Source organism: Janthinobacterium kochi, assembly GCF_051380715.1.
Lineage (GTDB): Bacteria > Pseudomonadota > Gammaproteobacteria > Burkholderiales > Burkholderiaceae_D > Janthinobacterium.
In genome coordinates this window covers 110,238-131,460 of record NZ_JBNYXO010000008.1, presented here as the reverse complement: position 1 = coordinate 131,460, position 21,223 = coordinate 110,238, and the positions used below count along the sequence as shown (strand labels likewise).

The 21,223-nt window shown below is 64.2% G+C and carries 18 protein-coding genes; 7 read left to right on the top strand and 11 right to left on the bottom strand.

Translation table 11 applies throughout. The features are described 5' to 3' along the window. Positions 1 to 105 precede the first annotated feature (105 nt). The gene (locus ACQ4WL_RS18205) at positions 106 to 1,092 is read right to left on the bottom strand and encodes an aldo/keto reductase (RefSeq protein WP_436511119.1); all 987 of its coding nucleotides are present in this window, start codon (positions 1,090 to 1,092) and stop codon (positions 106 to 108) included. 91 nt (positions 1,093 to 1,183) lie between these two features. On the opposite strand from ACQ4WL_RS18205, the gene ACQ4WL_RS18200 reads away from it, so the two are divergent. After that, entirely contained in the window at positions 1,184 to 2,074 is an 891-nt protein-coding gene (locus tag ACQ4WL_RS18200) for a LysR family transcriptional regulator (protein WP_436511004.1), read from the top strand. Positions 2,075 to 2,140: 66 nt separating this feature from the next. Continuing rightward, positions 2,141 to 2,650 carry a GAF domain-containing protein gene (locus tag ACQ4WL_RS18195; RefSeq protein ID WP_436511003.1) on the top strand — a complete coding sequence of 170 codons (510 nt, stop codon included), beginning with the start codon at positions 2,141 to 2,143 and terminating at the stop codon, positions 2,648 to 2,650. Here the strand turns inward: ACQ4WL_RS18195 and ACQ4WL_RS18190 are convergent, their stop codons facing one another. Together ACQ4WL_RS18190 and ACQ4WL_RS18185 are read right to left on the bottom strand one after the other, a co-directional pair. Next, positions 2,651 to 3,238: an O-methyltransferase gene (locus ACQ4WL_RS18190; RefSeq protein ID WP_436511002.1), complete on the bottom strand. Its 588-nt coding sequence runs from the start codon at positions 3,236 to 3,238 to the stop codon at positions 2,651 to 2,653. 37 nt (positions 3,239 to 3,275) lie between these two features. Beyond that, positions 3,276 to 4,166: a DMT family transporter gene (locus tag ACQ4WL_RS18185; protein ID WP_436511001.1), complete on the bottom strand. Its 891-nt coding sequence runs from the start codon at positions 4,164 to 4,166 to the stop codon at positions 3,276 to 3,278. Positions 4,167 to 4,267: 101 nt separating this feature from the next. On the opposite strand from ACQ4WL_RS18185, the gene ACQ4WL_RS18180 reads away from it, so the two are divergent. Both ACQ4WL_RS18180 and ACQ4WL_RS18175 read left to right on the top strand, forming a co-directional pair. Continuing rightward, entirely contained in the window at positions 4,268 to 5,047 is a 780-nt protein-coding gene (locus ACQ4WL_RS18180) for an AraC family transcriptional regulator (RefSeq protein ID WP_436511000.1), read from the top strand. Between the two features lie 91 nt (positions 5,048 to 5,138). After that, a complete protein-coding gene (locus ACQ4WL_RS18175; protein WP_436510999.1) occupies positions 5,139 to 7,601 on the top strand; it encodes a tetratricopeptide repeat protein in 2,463 nt (820 codons plus the stop codon). 138 nt (positions 7,602 to 7,739) lie between these two features. On the opposite strand, the gene ACQ4WL_RS18170 is transcribed toward ACQ4WL_RS18175, so the two are convergent. From ACQ4WL_RS18170 to ACQ4WL_RS18155, 4 genes are read right to left on the bottom strand one after another with little or no spacing between them, the layout of a single operon-like run. Continuing rightward, a complete protein-coding gene (locus ACQ4WL_RS18170; protein ID WP_436510998.1) occupies positions 7,740 to 8,384 on the bottom strand; it encodes an FABP family protein in 645 nt (214 codons plus the stop codon). 56 nt (positions 8,385 to 8,440) lie between these two features. Beyond that, positions 8,441 to 8,968 (bottom strand): hypothetical protein, encoded by a 528-nt coding sequence (locus ACQ4WL_RS18165; protein WP_436510997.1) that lies wholly within the window; start codon positions 8,966 to 8,968, stop codon positions 8,441 to 8,443. Positions 8,969 to 8,970: 2 nt separating this feature from the next. After that, a complete protein-coding gene (map, locus tag ACQ4WL_RS18160) occupies positions 8,971 to 9,774 on the bottom strand; it encodes a type I methionyl aminopeptidase (protein ID WP_436510996.1) in 804 nt (267 codons plus the stop codon). A 13-nt stretch (positions 9,775 to 9,787) separates the two neighbouring features. Then, positions 9,788 to 10,387, bottom strand: a complete 600-nt coding sequence (locus ACQ4WL_RS18155; RefSeq protein WP_436510995.1) for a TetR/AcrR family transcriptional regulator — start codon at positions 10,385 to 10,387, stop codon at positions 9,788 to 9,790. Positions 10,388 to 10,509: 122 nt separating this feature from the next. Here ACQ4WL_RS18155 and ACQ4WL_RS18150 point away from each other — a divergent pair, with 122 nt between their 5' ends. Then, positions 10,510 to 12,024 carry an AMP nucleosidase gene (locus ACQ4WL_RS18150; protein WP_436510994.1) on the top strand — a complete coding sequence of 505 codons (1,515 nt, stop codon included), beginning with the start codon at positions 10,510 to 10,512 and terminating at the stop codon, positions 12,022 to 12,024. Between the two features lie 7 nt (positions 12,025 to 12,031). On the opposite strand, the gene ACQ4WL_RS18145 is transcribed toward ACQ4WL_RS18150, so the two are convergent. From ACQ4WL_RS18145 to ACQ4WL_RS18130, 4 genes are read right to left on the bottom strand one after another with little or no spacing between them, the layout of a single operon-like run. Continuing rightward, positions 12,032 to 12,502 (bottom strand): RES family NAD+ phosphorylase, encoded by a 471-nt coding sequence (locus tag ACQ4WL_RS18145; RefSeq protein WP_436510993.1) that lies wholly within the window; start codon positions 12,500 to 12,502, stop codon positions 12,032 to 12,034. Then, positions 12,499 to 13,095 (bottom strand): Xre family toxin-antitoxin system antitoxin, encoded by a 597-nt coding sequence (locus tag ACQ4WL_RS18140; RefSeq protein WP_436510992.1) that lies wholly within the window; start codon positions 13,093 to 13,095, stop codon positions 12,499 to 12,501. The genes ACQ4WL_RS18145 and ACQ4WL_RS18140 overlap by 4 nt, the downstream gene beginning before the upstream one ends. A 13-nt stretch (positions 13,096 to 13,108) precedes the next feature. Further along, the gene (locus ACQ4WL_RS18135; protein WP_436510991.1) at positions 13,109 to 13,579 is read right to left on the bottom strand and encodes a cyanophycin metabolism-associated DUF1854 family protein; all 471 of its coding nucleotides are present in this window, start codon (positions 13,577 to 13,579) and stop codon (positions 13,109 to 13,111) included. A 2-nt stretch (positions 13,580 to 13,581) separates the two neighbouring features. Next, positions 13,582 to 15,852, bottom strand: coding sequence for a cyanophycin metabolism-associated ABC transporter (locus ACQ4WL_RS18130; RefSeq protein ID WP_436510990.1), 2,271 nt, complete (start codon positions 15,850 to 15,852; stop codon positions 13,582 to 13,584). A gap of 467 nt (positions 15,853 to 16,319) precedes the next feature. Here ACQ4WL_RS18130 and ACQ4WL_RS18125 point away from each other — a divergent pair, with 467 nt between their 5' ends. Further along, entirely contained in the window at positions 16,320 to 18,497 is a 2,178-nt protein-coding gene (locus ACQ4WL_RS18125; RefSeq protein WP_436510989.1) for a cyanophycin synthetase, read from the top strand. 69 nt (positions 18,498 to 18,566) lie between these two features. Beyond that, a complete protein-coding gene (cphA, locus tag ACQ4WL_RS18120; protein ID WP_436510988.1) occupies positions 18,567 to 21,137 on the top strand; it encodes a cyanophycin synthetase in 2,571 nt (856 codons plus the stop codon). Positions 21,138 to 21,223 lie beyond the last annotated feature (86 nt).

Genomic DNA, 21,223 nt, shown 5'->3' with positions numbered 1-21,223 from the left:
CCGCGCGGGTGCCTGGAGCCAGCGGGAATGCTAGCAGATCGTCGGGGATTATCCCGCAGCGAAAGCGTCAGTTAGGTACGCTGGCGTACGCTCGGCTCATCTTTTTCAGGCATCCACACCCTTCATGCCTTCCGCCGTATAGCGCGCGCCCGCCGCCATGCCCAAGGGAAAGGCTGCGCTCATCGCCGCCAATTCGGCCCCGTCCAGCTGCACGTCCAGCGCACCGAGGTTGTCGTGCAGGTAGGCGATGCGCTTGGTGCCGGGAATGGGGATGATGTCGTCGCCTTGCGCCAGCAGCCAGGCCAGCGCCAGCTGGGCCGGCGTGCAGCCTTTTGCGCGCGCCAGCACTTGCACCTGTGCGACGATGGCCTGGTTGCGCGCCAGGTTATCGGCCGCGAAACGGGGGTTGAACTGGCGAAAATCCCCGGCCTCGAGGCTGGCAGCGCCGGCAATGGCGCCCGTGAGAAAACCGCGCCCCAGCGGACTGTAGGCAAAGAAACTGGCCCCCACATCGCGGCAGGCGGCCAGCACGCCCTGCTCCGGCTCGCGCGTCCACAGCGAGTATTCGCTCTGCACGGCGGCCACGGGGCAGATCGCCGCCGCGCGCCGCAAGGTGGCGGCGCTCACTTCGCACAGGCCCACGGCGCGAATCTTGCCCTCTTGCCGCAATTGCGCCAGCGTTCCCATCGAATCGGCCAAAGGCGTATCGAGGTTCAGGCGGTGCAGGTAAAACAGGTCGATGGCCTCCACGCCCAGGCGCGCCAGCGACGCCTCGCATGCCTGACGGATATAGGCGGGAGAGTTGTCGACGCGGCGCGCATAACTGCCCGCCTCGCGCGCCAGGCCGCACTTGGTGGCGACCAGGGCCTGGCCGCGATGGCTGGCCAGGAAACGGCCCAGCAATTGCTCGTTGTGGCCAAAGCCATAGGCGTCGGCCGTGTCGAACAGGGTCACGCCTGCCGCCAGGGCCGCTTCCAGCGTGGCCATCGATTGCGCCTCGTCCGTGGCGCCATAAAATTCCGACATGCCCATGCAGCCCAGGCCCAGTGCCGAGCTGTGCAGGCCGCTATGTCCGATGCGTCGTTGTTGCAGTTGCATGTTGATCTCCCTCAAGTGTCAATACGGCCAGTCTGCGCCGCGCCAGCGAGCAAGGGAATGCGCAATTTCGTGATACCTTTCTGGTATGAGAACCCTCGATACCCATGCCTTGAGCCTGTTTTGCGCCGTCGCCCGCTGCCTGAACTTCCGCCAGGCGGCGGAGCAGCTGCACATGACCCAGCCGCCCCTGTCGCGCGCCATCCGGCTGCTGGAAGAGCGGCTGGGCGCGCGATTGTTCGAGCGCGACACGCAGGGCGTGGCCCTGACGCAGGCGGGCCGTACCCTGCTGCCACAGGCGCTGCACATCCTCGATTTGCTGGAGTTGGCGCAAGCGTCGCTGCGGCAAGACAGCGCGCCCGCGCGCCTGCGCCTGGGCCTGACCAGTTCGGTGGAAGCAGGTCTGTTCCGGCCCCTGCTGGCGGCCTTGGACAAGCAATTGGGCACCATGCGCCTGGAACTGACGGCGGCCCCCTCGCCGCGCCTGGTGGCTGCCGTACGCAAGGGCCAGCTCGACGCGGCCCTGCTTGCCCTGCCCAGCGCCACCTTCGAGCTGGCCGTGCAGCCGCTGGCGCGCCAGCCCATGATGCTGGCCCTGCCCGCCGGCCACCGCCTGGCGAGGAAGCGTAAGCTCAGCCTGTTTGATATCGCAGATGAATCTGTCTACTGGTTCGAACGGGCGCGCCAACCCGCCTTCTTCGACCATTGCCAGCAGGTATTTCGCCGCCATGGTTTTGCGCCCGTTTTTTTGCGCGAGGCGTCCGACCACCATGTGCTGCTCAGCGATGTGGCGGCCGGCAAGGGCATGGCCCTGCTGGTCGACTCGTTCCGCGCGCTGCGCCTCGCTGGCGTGGTCTACCGGCAACTGTTGGAGGGAGAGGAGCTGGCGGCCGGCATCGGCCTGGCCTGGCGGGAAGAGCACGGCCATGCGGCCCTGCCCCTGCTGCGCCAGCTGGCGGCAGACCAATTGAAAAGCTGACGCCGCACGCGGGCGCGCCAGACGCGCTACCATAACGCCTTCCCCATTTTGCGCGCCACCACGACCATGACGTTTACCATCAGCGACGCCGCCTACGGCACCGATACCCCAGCAGCCAAACACGCCATGTATGCGGACCTGCGTTCGCAGCTGCAAGGCTTGCTGGCGGGCGAGAGCGATTTCATCGCCAATACGGCCAACTTCAGCTCACTGGTCTTCAACACCATGCCCGGCCTCAACTGGGCCGGCTTTTATTTCCTCAAGGGTGATGAACTGGTGCTGGGACCGTTCCAGGGCAAGCCGGCCTGCATCCGCATCAAGAAGGGACGCGGCGTGTGCGGCACCACCGTGGTCGAAGGCAAGTCCATCGTCGTGCAGGATGTGCACGCGTTTCCCGGCCACATCGCCTGCGATGTCAATTCACGCTCGGAACTGGTGGTGCCCGTCTTTGCGCAGGGCCACATCATCGGCGTGTTCGACCTCGACAGTCCCCTGGTCGGCCGCTTCGACGAGGTCGACGCGCAAGGCGTCGAATCGCTGGTACGCGTGCTGGAAGCGGCCATCGTTGCAGCGTAGTCAGTTGCCCGCCTTGACGGCGATGAATTCACCCTTGCCCACGGTCGCCAGGCACGTCGTGTAGCGGCTGTCGGCGCCGATGGCGTCAAGGAACGCCGCCATGTCCGCGTAGTGCGAACTGGCATTGTCCACCACCAGCACGCCGCCGGCCGCCAGCACGCGGTCCAGCTGCGGCCACCATTGTTCGTACTGCTGGCGCGCGGAATCGAGGAAGATGAAATCGTAGGCGCCATCCGCCGCATCGCGCAGCACGTCGCCCGCGTCCGCCAGCAGCTGGCCTATCACGCCCTGCAATTGCGCGCGCGCAAAGTTGGCATGCGCCATGTCGAACTTGTCCTGCGCCTTTTCCACCGTCACCACGCTGCCGCCCAGCGAACGCGCTGCGCGCGCCAGCCAAAGGGTGGAATAACCGTTCGAGGTGCCGATCTCCAGCACCCGGCGCGCACCGCGCGCGTGCACCAGCACGGACAGCAATTCGCCCGTGTCGCGCGTGATGTTGAGCATGCGGCTGGCGCGCTCCGTGTGCGCCGCATCGTTGCTGCTACCGAATGCTTCGAGTTCGCTCAACAGGGTATCGATATCAGGCATGATGGCTCCTTGTCAAAGCTTCAGCATAGCAAAAAAACTAGGCGATAGCACGGCGCAGCGGGCGTTTCAGGGTTTGCACCATCACCACGCCCAGCAAGGTCACGCCGCCGCCGATCACATCGTAGCTGTGCAAGGTTTCCCCCAAGAACAACATGGCGATGATCACCGTGAACACGGGCAATAGATTCATCAATGTCGTCGCGCGGCTGGGCCCCAGCTTGGCCAGGCCGTGCATCCACAAAAACGGCGCGATGATGGAGGCGGGGATGCCGGCAAACAGCACCAGCGGCAAGCCGGCACTGGTGACGGGCGGCGCGGACTGGCTCAGGTAATACACGAACAGCACGGGCACGGCGCACCAGACCTGGATCAGCAGGGAGTGCCAGTTATTCAGGGGAATCTTCCAGCGCTTGAGCAGCACGCCGTAACCGGCATACGATAAACACGCCAGCAGCATCAGAACGTCGCCCACGGCCGCGCCGTGGGCGATCAGGGCGGCCGGCTCACCATGGCTGAGCAAGTAGCCCAGTCCCAGCAGCGACACCAGGCCGCCAAACACGCCGCCCACGGTGGGCGCCTCTTTCAACAGCAGCACGGACAGGCCCACGGCCAGCAGCGGCATCATGGACGCCAAAATACCCATATTGGTGGCCGTCGTCGTTTGCGCGGCAATGTACGCGAGGCATTGGTACATGACCATGCCCAACATGCCCAACACAAACAGTTTGCCCAAATACGGTTTTACGATGGCCCGCTGCTTCCACACGGCGCGCCCAAACACGAGCGCCAGCAGCACGCCGGCCAGCAGCCAGCGGTAAAACGAGATGGCGGCCGGATCGATCACGCCGACAGCCATCTTGCTGACGATGGTATTGATGGCCCAGATCAGCACGGCGATCACGGGAAACAGATAATGCTTGGGTTTCATGCAAAGAACTCCACTATTCGATACCGCCATTTTCGCATAGTCCGATTCCATGGATATAATGCATACCGGACAAACGATGCAAAGAACCGGACAAAGACACCATGGCCAGCAACCAGCATTTCCCCGCCGTTTCCGACGCCCTGCCCTACCCCGTGTATTTCCGCTTCGACGATTATCACGCGCACCAGCAATTCGATTACCAGAGTCATCCGTGGGGCCAGCTCACGTATTGCTCCACGGGCGTGATGGAAATCATGGTGGCGGGCCAGCGCTACCTGTCGCCGCCCCAGTATGCCGTGTGGATACCACCCGAGACTTTGCACGACGGCTATATCCGCCAAGATGTCGTGTTTCACTCGGCGTATATCGACGCCAGCTTGTGCGCGCAGTTGCCCACCCGGCCATGCGCGCTGGTATTGAGTCCCTTGCTCAAAGCCATCCTCGGCGACTTTGCCGCACGGGGCGTCACCACGCCCGCCACCCTGGCCGACCAGCGCCTGGCGCAAGTGCTGGTCGACCAGTTGCAACTGGCGCCGTGCAGCCGCAACTACCTGCCGGGCAGCGACGAGCCCGTCATCGCGGCGCTGCTCGCGGCCCTGCAGGCGGAGCCGGGCAGTAACCGCTCACTGGCCGAGTGGGCCTCGCACTTGCATGTGACCGAACGCACGCTGGCGCGCCGCTGCCAGCGCGAACTGGGCATGCCGTTTGGCGAATGGCGCCAGCGCCAGCGTTTCCTGGCGGCCCTGCCCCTGCTGGAACGGGGCGACACCGTGCAGGCCATCGCACTGGAACTGGGCTATAGCACGGCCTCGGCCTTCATCGCCATGTTTCGCCGACAAAGCGGCGGCACGCCCGACCAGTTCCGCCGCGGCCTGCGCTGAAAAAGCCAAACCTGGCCTCCGCTTTGTCATGGTTTGTCATATTGGGATGCTAAAATCCAAACATCTTTCCAGAGAGCAAAAGGACGCGCGCATGAATTCCAGCACTGAAACGGCCCATGACACCCCAGGCAGCGAGGATGCGCCGCAGGTGACAGAGACGACCGTGACGGCGCCAGCGCCCATCCGCCTCGACAAGGAAGATATCCCCACCGTACTGAGCAAGCTGCGCACCCTGGTGCAGGACAAGACGCGTTTCGAGCCGCAGGACATCACGCCGCTGGACGAGGAAGACGTGCTGCAGGATTTTTCCTTGCAAGCCAACTACACGCTCGAGGCACGCTTCGAGCAGCGCGTCATCAATGGCTACTTCGCGCCGTCCGGCAATGACTGCCACTGTGGCTCGCACGAGGTGGGAGCACTCGCTCACGCGCAGGAGAAGGAACGCCTGCGCTGTGCTGCAGGCAAGCTCGACAATGCCTTGCGCCAGGCGGGCCAGGCCTACAACGGCGTCGAGGCGGGCGTCTACCTGCCGCACGCCGTCAAGTACTGGCACCTGGACACCTGCAGCAACTGCACCGGCAAAGGCCGCATCAGCTGCCACACCTGCCACGGTGCAACCACGGAAACCTGCTGGAACTGCCATGGCGGGCGCACCGTCAGCTGCGACGCGTATGGCTGCTACGGCAGCGGCAAGGTGTCGTGTTCGTATTGCAGCGGCAACGGCACGGTGGCCGAGCAAGTCACCGATTACGTCACGGTGCAAGTACCCACTACCACCTACAGCAACGGCAGCTCGCACACCAGCTACCACAGCGAAACGCGCACGCAATACCGCACCGAGCATCGCAATTGCTACCATTGCAGCTTTGGCAAGGTCACGTGCAACAGCTGCCACGGTTCCGGCAACATCAATTGCGGCACGTGCCGCGCCAGCGGCAGCGTCACCTGCCGTACCTGCAGCGGCGTGGGCGACTTGCGCTGCAACCCGTGCGACGGCTCCGGCAAGGTGGGCAAGGCGGCCTGGATCGACGTGCATGTGGCGCCCGGCTACAGCGTCAGCCTGCCCAAGCAGGCGCCCGACGATGCGCGCCGCATCCGCGACAAGGAGAGCGTGCACTCACTGGCCGCCATCGCCAGCAGCCTGGCCCTGGCGAAAGTGAGCATTTACAATGAGGACCAGCCGCAGGAAGTCGACGCCCTGTACGGAGGCAAGCTGCGCATCGTGCGCCTGGACGCCTCGTGCAACGCCGAAAAGCACCACCTGGTGGCATACGGCACGGATCTGCGCTGGCTGACCCTGGACGACATCGTGGAAAAGCTGCTGCGCGGCGACCTCAAGGCGCTCAGCGACGCGCTGGCCGGCAGTGCCGACGACGGCCTGTTCTCGGCCCACGTGCAAGGCTTGTTGACGCCACTGCGCGACGTGGCCGCCTCGGAACTGAATGCGGACGTGATCGAGTCTGTCCTCAGCGGTGACGCTGACCACGCGCACGTCGATGTCGTCTCCGCCGAGTATGCACAGAATGTGCGCACCTGCGTGCTCGGCGCCTTGCGCCAGGTCTACACGCGGCTGGCCAAGCAATTCTGGTGGAAAAGCGCGCTGGCCGCGCTGGCCGCCGCCATCGCCACCTGGTTCTTTGCCGGGCGCGGGGCCGCCGCCGTGGCCGGCCTGCTCGTCACGGCCGCAGGCTACTGGCTGTTCAACCGCAAGGTGAAAACCGTGCTCAGCGAAGCGCTGGGCGGCGAGCAGCAGGCCGAACGCGCCATGGGCATCGCCGGCAAGGGCCGCCGCAACCAGCTGGCGCAGGTGCTGATCCTCGCCCCCGCCGGCCTGGCCGTACTGGCCGCCAGCTATGGCTTGCCCGTGCGCTTGCGCCCGGTTTCTGCGCCGCCGCAAACGGCCATGGCGTCGGCTCCCGTCGCGCCCCATGCGCCGGCTCCAGTGCCGCCGGATGCGAGTAGCGCCAAAGCCGTCAAGCTGTATGAAAATGGCGACAAGGTGCAGGCGCTGGCCATGCTGGAAAGCCTGATCGGCAAAGGCGACGCCGGCGCGTATGGCTTATATGGCTGGATGCTGCTGATGGGCGAAGGCCGGCCCGGCCCCGCCGTCGCGCCAACGGCGCAGCAACGCGAAGCGCGCCAGGTCGCCGCCAAGCCCCTGGTCGGCAAGGGCTTGCTGAAAAACGACAGCTATGCGCTGACGGCGAAGGGCGTGATGCTGGCCGAAGGCTGGCAGGAGCCGCGCAACATGGCGCGCGGGCTCGACCTGCTGAAACAGGCCGCGAACAAGGGCAATGCGCAAGCCATGCATTTGCTGGGCCTGTACCACGTGCGCGGCTACCAGATCCCCGTCAACCACAAGGAAGCGCGCAAATGGTTCACCCTGGCCGCCGACAAGGGCAGCGCGGGCGACATCTACAACCTGGGCCTGATGGACTGGGAAGGCGCGGGCTTGAAGCGCCCTGACCGCGCCAGCGCCATGCAGCGCTGGAAGATCGCCGCCGCCATGGGAGAGGAGCGCGCGATCAAGGCGGTAGCCCAGGGACAGCCTTAAGGAGCACCTGAAAAAATGCCCATGGCGTTGTTGCGTTGCCTGGCCGTACGTTCGTACTGCCTGCGGCAACGCGCCTAGCCCTGAGCATTTTTCAGGCGCTCCAGCAGAGCGGCGGCAAAAGTCGCCGCTTTTTGATTTTTACACCGCCGCCAGCGCCTGCAAGGCCATCGGGTTCGGCGTCGGCTCGCCGATTTTTGTCAGCAGGTTGCGGTCCGTGTGGTGGAACGGTTCATCCTTGCCGCGGATCAGCATGACCGTGTCTTCGTCGTAGCCCCAGGTGCCGTCGGCGTGGATATCGACCTTGATACGGTATTCGACGGTGGTGAACGCGTGTTCGAGGAAAGGGTTCGAGCAGATGCCGTAGGCCGTCGAATCGCGCTTGGCCACCAGTTCGAAACTGGTGGCATCAGACGTCGTCGTGCCCGACGCCATGGCGATCTGGCCGCGCGGGATGGCCAGGGTCTGGATCACGGCGCCCGTGGCCGGCTCCCACAGCCAGTAGCCCACCTGCTCATGGTAGGTTTTCACTTGATCCGGCTTGGTGATGTGGATGTAGTAGCGCAAGCCGTAGAATAGTTGCGGGCCGTTGGTGACGGGGTCGATCGGCTGCAGTTCGATACGCTCGACAAACGCCTGCTTGCGCGGGCCGTCCGCTTTCGGCTTGACGTCCAGGCCGCGCGTGCCCGTCCAGATGCCGGCCATGCCTGTCAGGGGGCCCAGGTTGTTCAGGGTATGCACGTCGGCGGACGGCTCGGTGTAGATATCTTCGGGAAAATCGCTCATGCGGAAGTCTTCAAAATGGGGCAACAGTGCTTGCCGCCATTGTAAGACGCAGGCTGCTATCTGGGAAAGAGCGCGATGTGGCGCTCGATGAACAGCAAGGCGGCTGTCGCCAGCGCGGGGCGCAGCATTTCAAACACGGCGGCATCGCGCGCCTGCAGCAAGTTGGCGGCCACCTCGGGCAAACACAGCTCGCCGGCGATGAACGCCGCCACCGCGTCGATATTCAGGTACAGGGCGCTGTCAAACCCTTCCCAGTCCACATAGGCCAGCCACTCGGCCAGGGTCACCACGCTTGCGACTTGCGGCGCCAGGGCCGCGATGCGCTCCAGGCGCAACACGCTGTCGTTGCGGATGCCTTCCTGCTGCAGCACGGCCAGCGCCACGTGCTGCAGCGCGTCTTCCGGGTCGCGCCGGTACTTGTTCAGCAAGCGCTGCGTCAGCGTATAGCGCTCGGCGTCGATGCCGCGCAAGGCGGCCGCCACGTCGTAGTCATGCAGCGCCAGGTGGCGCACCGCGCAAGCGACATCCACGCCGGCTTTCGCGGCGACGATCTCGGTGAGCTGCTGCCGGCGCGCGTCATCCATGCTTACACCAGCGGGTCGGTCAAACCGGTCAGGGTGAAGATTTCAAAGCCCGTTTCCGTCACGGCCAGCGAGTGCTCGAACTGCGCCGACAGGGAACGGTCTTTCGTCACCGTCGTCCATTTGTCCGGCAAGACCTTGACCTGGTAGCTGCCCACGTTGAGCATCGGTTCGATGGTAAAGATCATGCCTGGCTCGAGCACGATGCCCGTGCCGGCGCGGCCATAGTGCAGCACCTGCGGCGTGTCGTGGAAGACCTGGCCCACGCCATGGCCGCAGAAGTCGCGCACGGAAGAAAAGCCCTGCGCCTTGGCCACCGCTTCGATGGCGGCGCCCACGTCGCCCAGGGTGGCGCCCGGGCGCACGGTGTGGATGCCGGCCATCATGGCGTCATACGCCGTGTTCACCAGGCGGTTGGCGAGGATGGAGACGGCGCCCACCTTGAAGGTGCGGCTGGTGTCGCCAAACCAGCCCTGGAACTTCGGCGTCACGTCGATATTGAGGATGTCGCCCACTTTGAGGATCTTGGTCTCGGACGGGATGCCGTGCGTGACCACGTGATTGACGGAGATGCAGCTGGCGTGCTTGTAGCCGTGGTAGTCGATGGTGCCAGGGATGGCGCCGGCGGCGCGCATGAATTCTTCGCATAGGGCGTCGAGCTTGGCCGTCGAGACGCCCGGTTTCACGAAGGGCGCGATGTAGTCGAGCGTGTCGGCGGCGATGCGGCCGGCCGCGCGCATGCCGATGAACCCTTCTTCGTCGTGCAGGGGGATTTTCTTGCCGTGTTCAAGCTGGGTGGAATAGCGCATGTTTTCTTCTTTGTTAATGTGATGTGGTATGTAAGGCCCAGCCGCGCACGGCGTCGTGCGAGGCGCGCAGCATGGCGTCGACACTGGCCGGTATCGGCCGCTCCTGGGTCAGGTAAGGCTTGACGACGGCCACGGGCGCGTCGATCAGCACGAATTTGAGCAGCATGTGATCCAGATCGAGCTCCGTGGTGGCAGGCATGGCTTCGGCGCAGCGGACAAAGCAGGCGTCGAGCGCGGCCTGCTCTTCTTCCACGGCGGCCAGCAATTGCTCGCTGAGACCACTGCTGAAATCGGGGCTGTCCGCGCATTGCAGCAGGAAGCGCGCGTACACGGGCTTGCGCCGGCACCAGTCCAGCAAGCCGTGCACGCCGGCCCAGGTATCGCCGCCGAGCCAGCGGCTGGCCACCTCCTCGCGGAAGTCGCTTTTCACACGCAGCCAGGCGCGCGCCAGGATGGCGTTGCGCGAATCGAAGCGGTGATACACGGAGCCGATGGGCGCACCGGCCTTGACGGCGATGGCGGCCATCGAGACGGCGGCCACGCCGCATTGGGCGGCGACGGCGATCGCGCTGTCGATGAAGTTGTTTTCGTTGAATTTGGCTAGTCTGACCATTCAAATAGAATACAGATTCTATTTGAATCCGTCAAGCGGTCCAGCCAGGCAAGAAACGCGTCCAACGCGAGTTGCCCCACTGCCTTACAATGGTATGCACGAACCGCTAAAGGAGAATCCGCTTGCTTACGCCCCCCTTCATCGCCTCCTCCCGCTTCGACGATCCACGCCTGGCGTTGGAACAAGTGCAAGCCATTTACCGCAGCAGCATCGAACACTTGCGCGATGCGCTGCAGCGCTTTGTCGCCGGCGAAGACATGCACGAACGCGTGCGCGCCTGCTACCCCTTCGTGCGCATCCAGACGGACACCGTGGCGCGCGCCGACTCGCCGCTGGCCTACGGTTTTGTCGCCGGCCCCGGCGTGTTTGAAACCACCCTGACGCGCCCCGACCTGTTCGGCGATTATTACCTCGACCAGTTCACCCTGCTGCTGAAAAACCATAACAGCGGCCAGAAAGTACACCTGGAAGTGGGCGTGAGCGCCCAGCCCATCCCCGTGCATTTCTCGTTCGCCGAGCATGACCATATCGAGGGCAATATGGATGCGGGCCGCCGCCTGGCCATGCGCGACCTGTTCGACCTGCCCGACCTGTCGGCCATGGACGATGGCATCGCCAACGGCACGCACGAACCGGCGCATGGCGAAGCGCAACCGCTGTCGCTGTTCACGGGCCCGCGCGTCGATTACTCGCTGCAGCGCCTGCGCCACTACAGCGGCACCTCGCCGCAGCATTTCCAGAACTTCGTCCTGTTTACCAATTACCAGTTCTATATCGACGAATTCATCCGCCTGGGCCACGCCATGATGGACCGCGCGCCCGATGCGGCAGCGCCCTCGGACGACGACGGCTACATCGCCTTTGTCGAACCGGGCAACGTGGTCACGCGCCGCGTGGAACAGACGGTCGAAAGCGAAGATGCGCTGGGCGCCGCGCCGCCGCGCCTGCCGCAGATGCCCGCCTACCACCTGCTGCGCGCCGATGGCAGCGGCATCACCATGGTCAATATCGGCGTCGGTCCCGCCAACGCGAAAACCATCACCGACCATATCGCCGTGCTGCGCCCGCACGCCTGGCTGATGCTCGGTCATTGCGCCGGCTTGCGCACCACGCAAAGCCTGGGCGACTACGTGCTGGCGCATGCGTATGTGCGCGAAGACCACGTGCTCGACGAAGACTTGCCGCTGTGGGTGCCAATCCCGCCGCTGGCGGAAATCCAGCAGGCGCTGCAAACGGCGGTGGCGGAAATCACCCAGCTGACGGGGCATGACTTGAAACACATCATGCGCACCGGGACCGTGGCCAGCACCGACAACCGCAACTGGGAACTGCTGCCGCAACGCACGCCGGAGCGCCGTTTCAGCCAGAGCCGCGCCATCGCGCTGGACATGGAAAGCGCGACGATTGCCGCCAACGGCTTCCGCTTCCGCGTCCCGTACGGCACCTTGCTGTGCGTGAGCGACAAGCCGCTGCACGGCGAAATCAAGCTGCCCGGCATGGCCAACCACTTCTACCGCGAACGGGTCGACCAGCACCTGCGCATCGGCATCCGCGCCGTGGAACTGCTGCGCCGCCAGGGCGTGGACCGGCTGCACAGCCGCAAATTGCGCAGCTTTGCGGAAGTGGCGTTTCAGTAAGAGCGCTTCAGGGGAAAAACCGGGGATCGTAGCTCCACCGCCTGACAGTACTGGCAGTGATCGCTACGGCATCGGCATGCCCGGGATTGAGCAAGACATTGTATTCGTCGGGCACGATCACGGAAGGCACCAGCAGCAAGGCGGTTTTTCCCGCAGCAATCCAGCCATCGCCGGCAAACTTGCCCGACAAGCCGGCCGGTATGGCGTCCCAGCCGCCGGGAAATGGATCGAGTACCTGGCGCGCATCCCATACGACATCGGGAATGGCCATACGCACCAGGTAACGGTTGAACGGAAGGCCACCACCACGCAGGTAATGGACGGTTTCCAGGGTGGCCAGTGCGATACTCGTCGAGCAGTACACGACGGGCGCGCCCTTGCTGTTCCAGCGACCGCCCGTAATCCTGGCGCCGGTGCCGCTCAGGTCACTCGCAGGATAGGCTGGCGTCTCGACGGCAATACGCCAGAGCACATTCATGCATAGGCTCCGCTCTGCGTCATGGACAGCAATTCCGCCACCAGTTTTTGTCCCTCGAAGGTGTCCATGTAGCTGGCCGGCGTTGCGCCCGCCAGCGCAGGTAGCGGCTTGCTCAGCCAATCTGAGACCCAGCGCGCGGCATCAAAGCCGGCAGGATCACCGGATTGTTCGACCATCGCCTGCACCATGCCGATCAGAGTTTCAATGCCCAGCACGCGTTCCGATTCGTCCTTCGACAGCAAACTGGCGTCTTTCTCCTTGCGGCTGATGGTGGCACGCGACAACCCCAGGCTAGACAACAGAAATTCCTTGCTCATGCCCATGCGCGCGGACAGGCGGCTGATCGTCGAAGCTGGAATGCCTCGCCGTATCAGCGCAATGCGCGCATCAGTATCGAAACCGTACAGCGCCATGCCCTCGTACAGCGACCTCGTTTGCTGGGCAGGGACGGGAGCGTCAACTTGCTGTGCCATAATCACCTCGTTTAAGACATCAGTATAGCTCAAATGAGGCGCAACGCAAGGAACGCACAGAATCAAAAAAAAACCGTTCAGCGCCAGCTGAACGGCATGAACGGCGGCAATGCGCCGCATTCCAGGGCTGCGCTTACAGGAAGCGGTCGAGTATCTTGCGTGTCGTCTTGTCGATATTGAACATGTCGCGTATCAAGAAGTGGATGCCGTGGTTGTCGGCGATCAAGAGCGACGTGGCACCGATGCGGCGGATGTCTTCCTCGCCTTTCAGCACGAACTGCGTCTCGCCCCGGTCCGTGTCCACATGCCAGGTGCATGGCGTGGCAAAGCTGGAAACGCTTTTCACGCGCGCAATTTCCGGCATGAATTCGCGCCCTTCCAGTTCTTCCTGCAGCAGGCTGCGCGCCGGCTCCGGCAAGGCGTCGAGGCGGTCGATCCACGCCACTTCCTTGCCATTGCCCAGCACCAGCGAAATGCCTTCGTCGGGCGACTGGATGGGAAAGGCGCGCACGGGCGCCACGCCTTCGAACACCTGGCCGTCTTCGTCCGTCATCACCAGCTTGCCGAAGGTGTCGCGGCTTAATGTAAAAGTTGTACTGGCCATGCTTATTCCTTGTCATCCAGGGCGAGTTCGTTGTTGCGCGCCTGTGCTTCGTAGAGGCGGAAGTAGGCGCCCTCTTTCGCCATCAGTTCATCGTGACTGCCCACTTCGACCACCTGACCGCGGTCCAGCACCACCAGGCGGTCTGCCCGGTGCAGGGTCGACAGCCTGTGCGCGATGGCGATCGTCGTGCGGCCCTGCACCAGATTGTCCAGCGCCTTTTGAATCTCTTTTTCCGTTTCCGAGTCGACCGACGATGTCGCTTCATCCATGATCAGGATGCGCGGGTCGATCAGCAGGGCGCGGGCAATCGAGATGCGCTGGCGTTCGCCGCCGGACAGGCCCTGGCCACGCTCGCCCACCATCGAGTCGTAGCCTTGCGGCAGGCGCAGGATGAATTCGTGCGCATGCGCGGCGCGCGCGGCGGCGATGATCTCCTGGCGCGTCGCGTGCGGCTTGCCGTAGGCGATATTTTCGGCGATGGTGCCGAAGAACAGGAACGGTTCCTGCAGCACCAGGCCGATATTGCGGCGATAGTCAGACACGGCGAACGAACGGATGTCGACGCCGTCGAGCAAAATCGCCCCTTCCGACACGTCATAGAAACGGCAGATCAGGTTGACCAGGGTGCTCTTGCCCGAACCGCTGTGACCCACCAGGCCGATCATTTCGCCCGCCTTGATATTCAGGGTGATGCCGCGGTTGACGGCCCGGTTGCCATAGCGGAAACCGACTTCGCGCAAATCGATCCTGCCTTCGATCTTCTCCAGTTTGACCGGTTGCGCCGGCTCCGGCACGCTCGACACGTGGTCGAGGATGTCAAAGATGCGCTTGGCGGCGGACGCCGATTTCTGCGTTACGGAAACGATGCGGCTCATGGAATCGAGGCGGCCATAGAAACGCGTGCTGTAGGCGATGAAGGCGGTCAGCACGCCGACGGTGATTTCGCCGCGCGACAATTGCCAGATGCCGAAGCACCAGATGACCAGCAAACCCATCTCCGTCAGGAAGGAGACGGTCGGCGAGAACAGCGACCAGACCTTGTTCAATTTGTCATTGACGGCCAGGTTATGCGCGTTGGCGTCGCGGAAACGGGCCGCTTCGCGTTTTTCCTGCGCAAACGCCTTCACCACACGGATGCCGGGGATGGTATCGGCCAGCACGTTGGTCACTTCGCTCCACACGCGGTCGATCTTTTCAAAGCCCGTGCGCAGGCGGTCGCGCACCAGGTGGATCATCCAGGCGATGAAAGGCAGCGGCGCCAGGGTCATGATGGCCAGCCAGGGGTTCATCGACCACAGGATGGCGCCGGTCATGATGATCATCAGCACGTCGGAAGCGAAATCGAGCAAGTGCAGCGAGAGGAAGACGCAGATGCGGTCGCTGCCACTGCCGATACGCGACATCAGGTCGCCCGTGCGCTTGCCGCCGAAAAATTCCAGCGACAGTTTCATCAGGTGTTCATACGTGGCCGAGCGCAGGTCGGCGCCCATGCGTTCGGACACCAGGGCCAATACATAGGTCTTGCCCCAGCCCAGCAGCCAGGCCAGCAAGGCCGAACCCAGCAAACCACTCATGTAGTACACCACCAGCCACGGGTCAATATGCTTGCCGTTTTGATACGGGATCAGCACATTGTCCATCAGCGGCGCCGTCAGATACGGTGGAATCATGTGCGCGGCAGTGCTCAGCAGCATCAGCATGAAGCCCAGGGCCAGCTGGCCACGGTAAGGGTGGGCGAAGCGCCACAGGCGGAACAGGGTCCAGGTCGATGGCGGTGTGTGCAGCACCTTGGCGCAGATCGGGCATTCTTCCTGCTCGGGGGCCAAAGGCGCCTTGCAGCTCGGACACACTTCCTGCTCCGCTTCCAGCACGGGCTGGCCCGTCAGGTGGCTGTCGAGGCGTTCGACAAACTGCTCCAGCACGCGGATGGCGTGCAGATTCTGGCCCAAAGTAAAACGCCACGAAGCCAGTCGGCCTTGGTCGTCGAACAATTCCAGGTGGCCGACACCGGCGTGATCATGGTGCGTCAGGCGCAGTCCAGGGCGGAAAGACCAGCTTTTCCAGGCGGTATCGCCCGGTGAACGGGCCAGCAAACGCTTCTCGGTGACAACAATTATGCCTTTTGTGAAACGTAATCGCGCATCGAGGTCAACCTCAACGCTACTTAAAACGTTCTCCCCTGGAGAAAGGTTGCTCTCGACTTCCGCCAGCCAGTGTTCCGGCAGCGAAGTGAGGGGAATAGTTGTTGCAGGAACACTCAGTTCAGTTGTCATCGTAAAGCATACTCCGGCTCGAGGCCAAGCCCTTCAGGGCGGGATTTGGGGGATGGGGCAGACGCCCGATCAATGTTTGTGTACTGCGCGATGGCGAGGTAGATGCACCAGTGGCAATTTCCTGTATTGTATCGAATGGATGCCTGCAGGTAAGGAATGATGGTAAAACGGCGCAAAAAAATGAGCGGCCATCGACCAGCGACAAGTATACAACAGCCCGCTGTTGCGCAAATGCTCCAGCTTGGACCAGAGTCGGTATCTTTATAACAAGCATAGCAACAATTAGTAACAATTAGAATGACAACACCAGCAGAATAAGGGAAGCAAACGCGACAGGACGCCGCTAAAAGTGGCACACTGCGCATACCCGGGATAGAGAACCAAGCACGAGCCTGAAAAGACTCTGTAGAGCCAACATAAAGTATCTGGCGCCCAGACGCCTGGCCTGTTATCAAGAAACCACTTACATGATCAAGAAGAAGAACATCGAATTTGCCCGCGTCACCCACTTGCGCGGCCCCAACATCTGGACGTATCGCCCGGTGATTGAAGCCTGGGTCGACATCGGCGAACTGGAAGACTATCCATCCAATACCCTGCCCGGCCTGTACGAGCGTCTGGTGGCATGGCTGCCTGGCATGATCGAGCACCGCTGCGGCGTGGGCGAACGGGGCGGCTTTTTCGAGCGTCTGCGCGAAGGCACCTGGTCGGCCCACATCCTCGAACACGTGGTGCTGGAATTGCAAAACCTGGCAGGCATGCGCACGGGCTTCGGCCAGACGCGCTCGACCAGCCAGCGCGGCATCTACAAGATGGCCTTCCGCACGCGCGAAGAGCACGTGGGCCGCGCCGCCCTGGCCGCCGCGCGCGAACTGCTGATGGCCGCCATCAACGATGAAGCCTACGACCTGGAAGCGGCCCTGGCGCCCCTGCGCGACATGGTCGACGCGCGCTGCCTGGGCCCGAGCACGGCCAGCATCGTCGATGCGGCCACCGAGCGCGGCATCCCTTCGCTGCGCCTGAACGACGGCAACCTGGTGCAACTGGGCCACGGCGCCGCGCAGCGCCGCATCTGGACGGCCGAAACGGACCGCACCAGCGCGATTGCCGAAGGCATCGCCAGCGACAAGGACCTGACCAAATTCCTGCTCAAATCGTGCGGCGTGCGCGTCCCTGAAGGCAGCCTGGTGCGCAGCGCCGAAGCGGCCTGGGAAGAAGCACAGGACATTGGCGTGCCCGTCGTGGTGAAACCGTATGACGGCAACCATGGCCGCGGCGTGTCGCTGAACCTGATGACGGAAGCGGACGTGAAAGCGGCCTACGAACTGGCCGCGCGCAAGGGCGACAGCTCGGCCGTGCTGGTGGAAAGCTTCATCACGGGCGACGAACACCGCCTGCTCGTTGTCGGCAACAAGCTGATCGCGGCCGCCAAGGGCGAATCGCTGTGGGTCGATGGCGACGGCGTCTCGAGCGTGCTGGAACTGGTCAACACACAGATCAATACCGATCCGCGCCGCGGCGAAGGCGAAGATTTTCCATTGGGTACCGTCAAGCCGCATGAATCGGGCGAAATCATTCTCGAACTGCAGCGCCAGGGCATGACCGCCCTGTCCGTGCCGCAGGCGGGCCAGAAAGTGCTGATCCAGCCGAACGGCAACGTGGCCATCGACGTCACGGACGACGTGCATCCGTCCGTCGTGCATGCGGCCCTGCTGGCCGCGCGCGTGGTCGGCCTCGATATCGCCGGCATCGACCTGGTCACCACCGACATCACGCGTCCGCTGGAAGAGCAGCGCGGCGCCATCATCGAAGTCAATGCCAGCCCCGGCCTGCTGGCGCACATCAAGCCGGGCGTGGGCCAGAGCCGCCCTGTCGGCGCGGCCATCGTCGACCACCTGTTCGCGCCCGAGGAAACGGGCCGCATTCCGCTGATCGGCGTGACGGGCACGCGCGGCGCCAGCCTGATCGTGCGCATGCTGTGCAAGCTGCTCAACCTGTCGGGCCTGCACACGGGCGCCGTCTGCAGCGAAGGCATGTACCTGGACCAGCGCCGCGTCGTCAGCAGCGATTGCGTGAATTGGGATGCGGGCCAGCGCCTGCTGCTCAACCGCACCGTGCAGACCGCCCTGTTCGAAACCAATCCGCGCATGATCCTGGCCGAAGGCCTGGCCTACGACAAGTGCCAGATCGGCATCGTCACGGACATGGGCAGCCTCGATAGCGTCAAGGATTTCGACGTGCTCGACGAAGCGGGCCTGTACAAGGCCGTACGCAGCCAGGTCGACGTGGTGGTGCCGACGGGCGTGGCCGTGCTGAACGCCGCCAACGCCCACGTGCTGGAACTGGCCGAACTGTGCGACGGCAGCGTGACCCTGTATGCGCAGGATGGCAGCTTGAGCGCCATCGCGGCGCAACTGGCCGCCGGCCAGCGCGCCGTGTTCGTGCGCGGCAACCACATCGTGCTGGCCGAAGGCGGCAGCGAAACGGTCTTGCTGTGCCTGGACCTGCTGAAACCGGCCACGGCCGGCAATGTCGACAGCGTGCTGGCCGTCGCCGCCGCCGCCTGGGCCATGAACCTGCCCGTCGACCTGATCTGCGCGGGACTGCGCACCTTTGACGCTGCACCCGGCTGCATCGGCAACTAAGACTCAAGCGAAGACTCAAGCCCGGCTACGGCCGGGCCCACAAGAACACAACAGGATTACGGTTTAATTATGGAAGTATCTCGCGTACGGGCCTTGCGGGGCCCTAACCTCTGGAGCCACGACACCGCCGTGGAAGCCATTGTTTCCTGCACCACGCAGGAACTCGACATCGCCCAGTTGCCTGGCTTCGAAGCCCGCCTGCGCGCGCGCTTTCCGCAACTGAGCCCGCTACAACCGCTGGGCAACTACAACGCCGCGCCGATGGCGCAGGTGCTGGAACTGGCGGCGCTGGGCCTGCAGGCGCACGCCGGCTGCCCCGTCACCTTTAGCCGCACCACGCCGACCCTGGAAACGGGCATCTTCCAGGTCGTCGTCGAATACTCGGAAGAAGCCGTCGGCCGCCTGGCTTTGGCCCTGGCGCAGCAGCTGTGCCAGGCCGCGCTGGACGATGCGCCGTTCGACCTGGCCGGCGCCCTGCACCAGTTGCAGGAACTCGATGAAGACGTGCGCCTGGGCCCCTCCACCGGCGCCATCGTCAACGCCGCCTTGGCGCGCAACATCCCGTTCCGCCGCCTGACCGAAGGCAGCCTGGTGACGTTCGGCTGGGGCAGCCGCCAGCGCAAGATCCAGGCCGCCGAAATGGACGGCACCAGCGCGATTGCCGAAGCCATCGCGCAAGACAAGGAACTGACCAAGAAGCTGCTGGACTCGGCCGGCGTGCCGGTGCCGCACGGCCGTGTCGCCGTCGATGCAGACGACGCCTGGGCCGCCGCCTGCGAGATCGGCCTGCCCGTCGTCGTCAAGCCGAAGGATGGCAACCAGGGCAAGGGCGTCACCGTGAATGTCACCACGCGCGAACAACTGACGGCCGCCTTCCTCGCGGCGCAGGAATTCCGCGACGATATCCTCGTCGAGCGCTATCTGCCGGGCCACGATTTCCGCTTGCTCGTCATCGGCAACAAGATGGTGGCAGCTGCCCGCCGCGACCCGCCGCAAGTGGTGGGCGACGGCCAGCACACGGTGCGCGAACTGGTCGACCAGGTCAACCTGGACCCGCGTCGCGGCAGCGGCCACGCCACCTCGCTGACGAAAATCCGCTTTGACGACATCGCCCTGGCCAGCCTGGCCAAGCAGGGTTATGTGGCCGAATCCGTGCCGCCCGTGGGCCAGCGCGTGATTTTGCGCAATAACGCCAACCTGTCGACGGGCGGCTCGGCCACCGACGTCACCGTCGACGTGCATCCGGAAGTGGCGGCGCGCGCCGTCGCGGCCGCGCACATGGTGGGCCTGGACATCTGCGGCGTGGACGTGGTCTCCGAAAGCATTTTGAAACCGCTGGAAGAGCAGAACGCCGGCATCGTCGAAGTGAACGCCGCACCGGGCCTGCGCATGCACCTGGCGCCATCGTTCGGCAAGCCGCGCCCCGTGGGTGAAGCCATCATCGCCGCCATGTTCGCCGAAGGAGACGATGGCCGCATCCCCGTCGTTGCCGTGACAGGCACCAACGGCAAGACCACCACCGTGCGCCTGATCGCCCACCTGCTGACGGCTTCCGGCCTGCGCACGGGCATGACCAATACCGATGGCGTGTACATCGAAGGACGCCAGATCGACAGCGGCGACTGCAGCGGCCCGCGCAGCGCGCGCAACGTGCTGCTGCACCCGGACGTGGACGCGGCAGTGTTCGAGACGGCGCGCGGCGGCATGCTGCGCGAAGGCCTGGCCTTCGACCGTTGCCAGGTCGCCGTGGTGACAAATATCGGCGCCGGGGATCACCTGGGTCTGAACTACATCACCACCGTGGAAGACCTGGCAGTGCTGAAACGCGTGATCGTGCAGAACGTGGCCGACAGCGGCGTGGCCGTCCTGAACGCCACCGACCCCGCCGTCGCTCGCATGGCCAAGAATTGCAGCGGCACGGTGACCTTCTTCGCCGCCGACAAAACGCATCCCGTGATGGCCACGCACCGTGCGCAAGGCAACCGCGTGGTGTACGTGGAAGACGGCAATCTGGTCGCCGCACAGGGCAAGGAACGCCACGAAATCGCCCTGTCGCAGGTGCCGATCACGCGCAACGGCGCCATCGGCTTCCAGGTCGACAACGTCATGGCATCGCTGGCCGCCGCCTGGGCCGTGGGCCTGGACTGGAAAACCATCGCGCTGGGCCTGAAAACCTTTGCCAATGAAGCCGACAACGCGCCCGGCCGCTTCAATGTGTTCGACTACAAGGGCGCCACCTTGATCGCCGACTACGGCCACAATCCGGACGCCATCCTGGCGCTGGTGCAAGCCGTGGAAAGCATGCCGGCCAAGCGCCGTTCGGTGGTCATCAGCGGCGCTGGCGACCGCCGCGACGAAGACATCCGCCAGCAGACGGAAATCCTCGGCGCCGCCTTCGACGACGTGCTGCTGTACCAGGATCAATGCCAGCGCGGCCGCGCCGACGGCGAAGTGGTGGCATTGCTGCGCCAGGGCTTGAACGGCGCCAAGCGCACCAGCCATATCGATGAAATCAACGGCGAATTCGTCGCCATCGACAAGGCCCTGGCGCGCCTCGGCGAAGGCGATCTGTGCCTGATCCTGATCGACCAGGTGGAAGAAGCGCTGGCGCACATCGCCAAGCGCGTCGCCGAAGCATAAGCGCAGCCTGACTGCACGCAAGGGCGGCCTTCGGGCCGCCCTTTTTATTGGCGCTCGCCGTATCCAGCCACGCACCGGCATGGTGC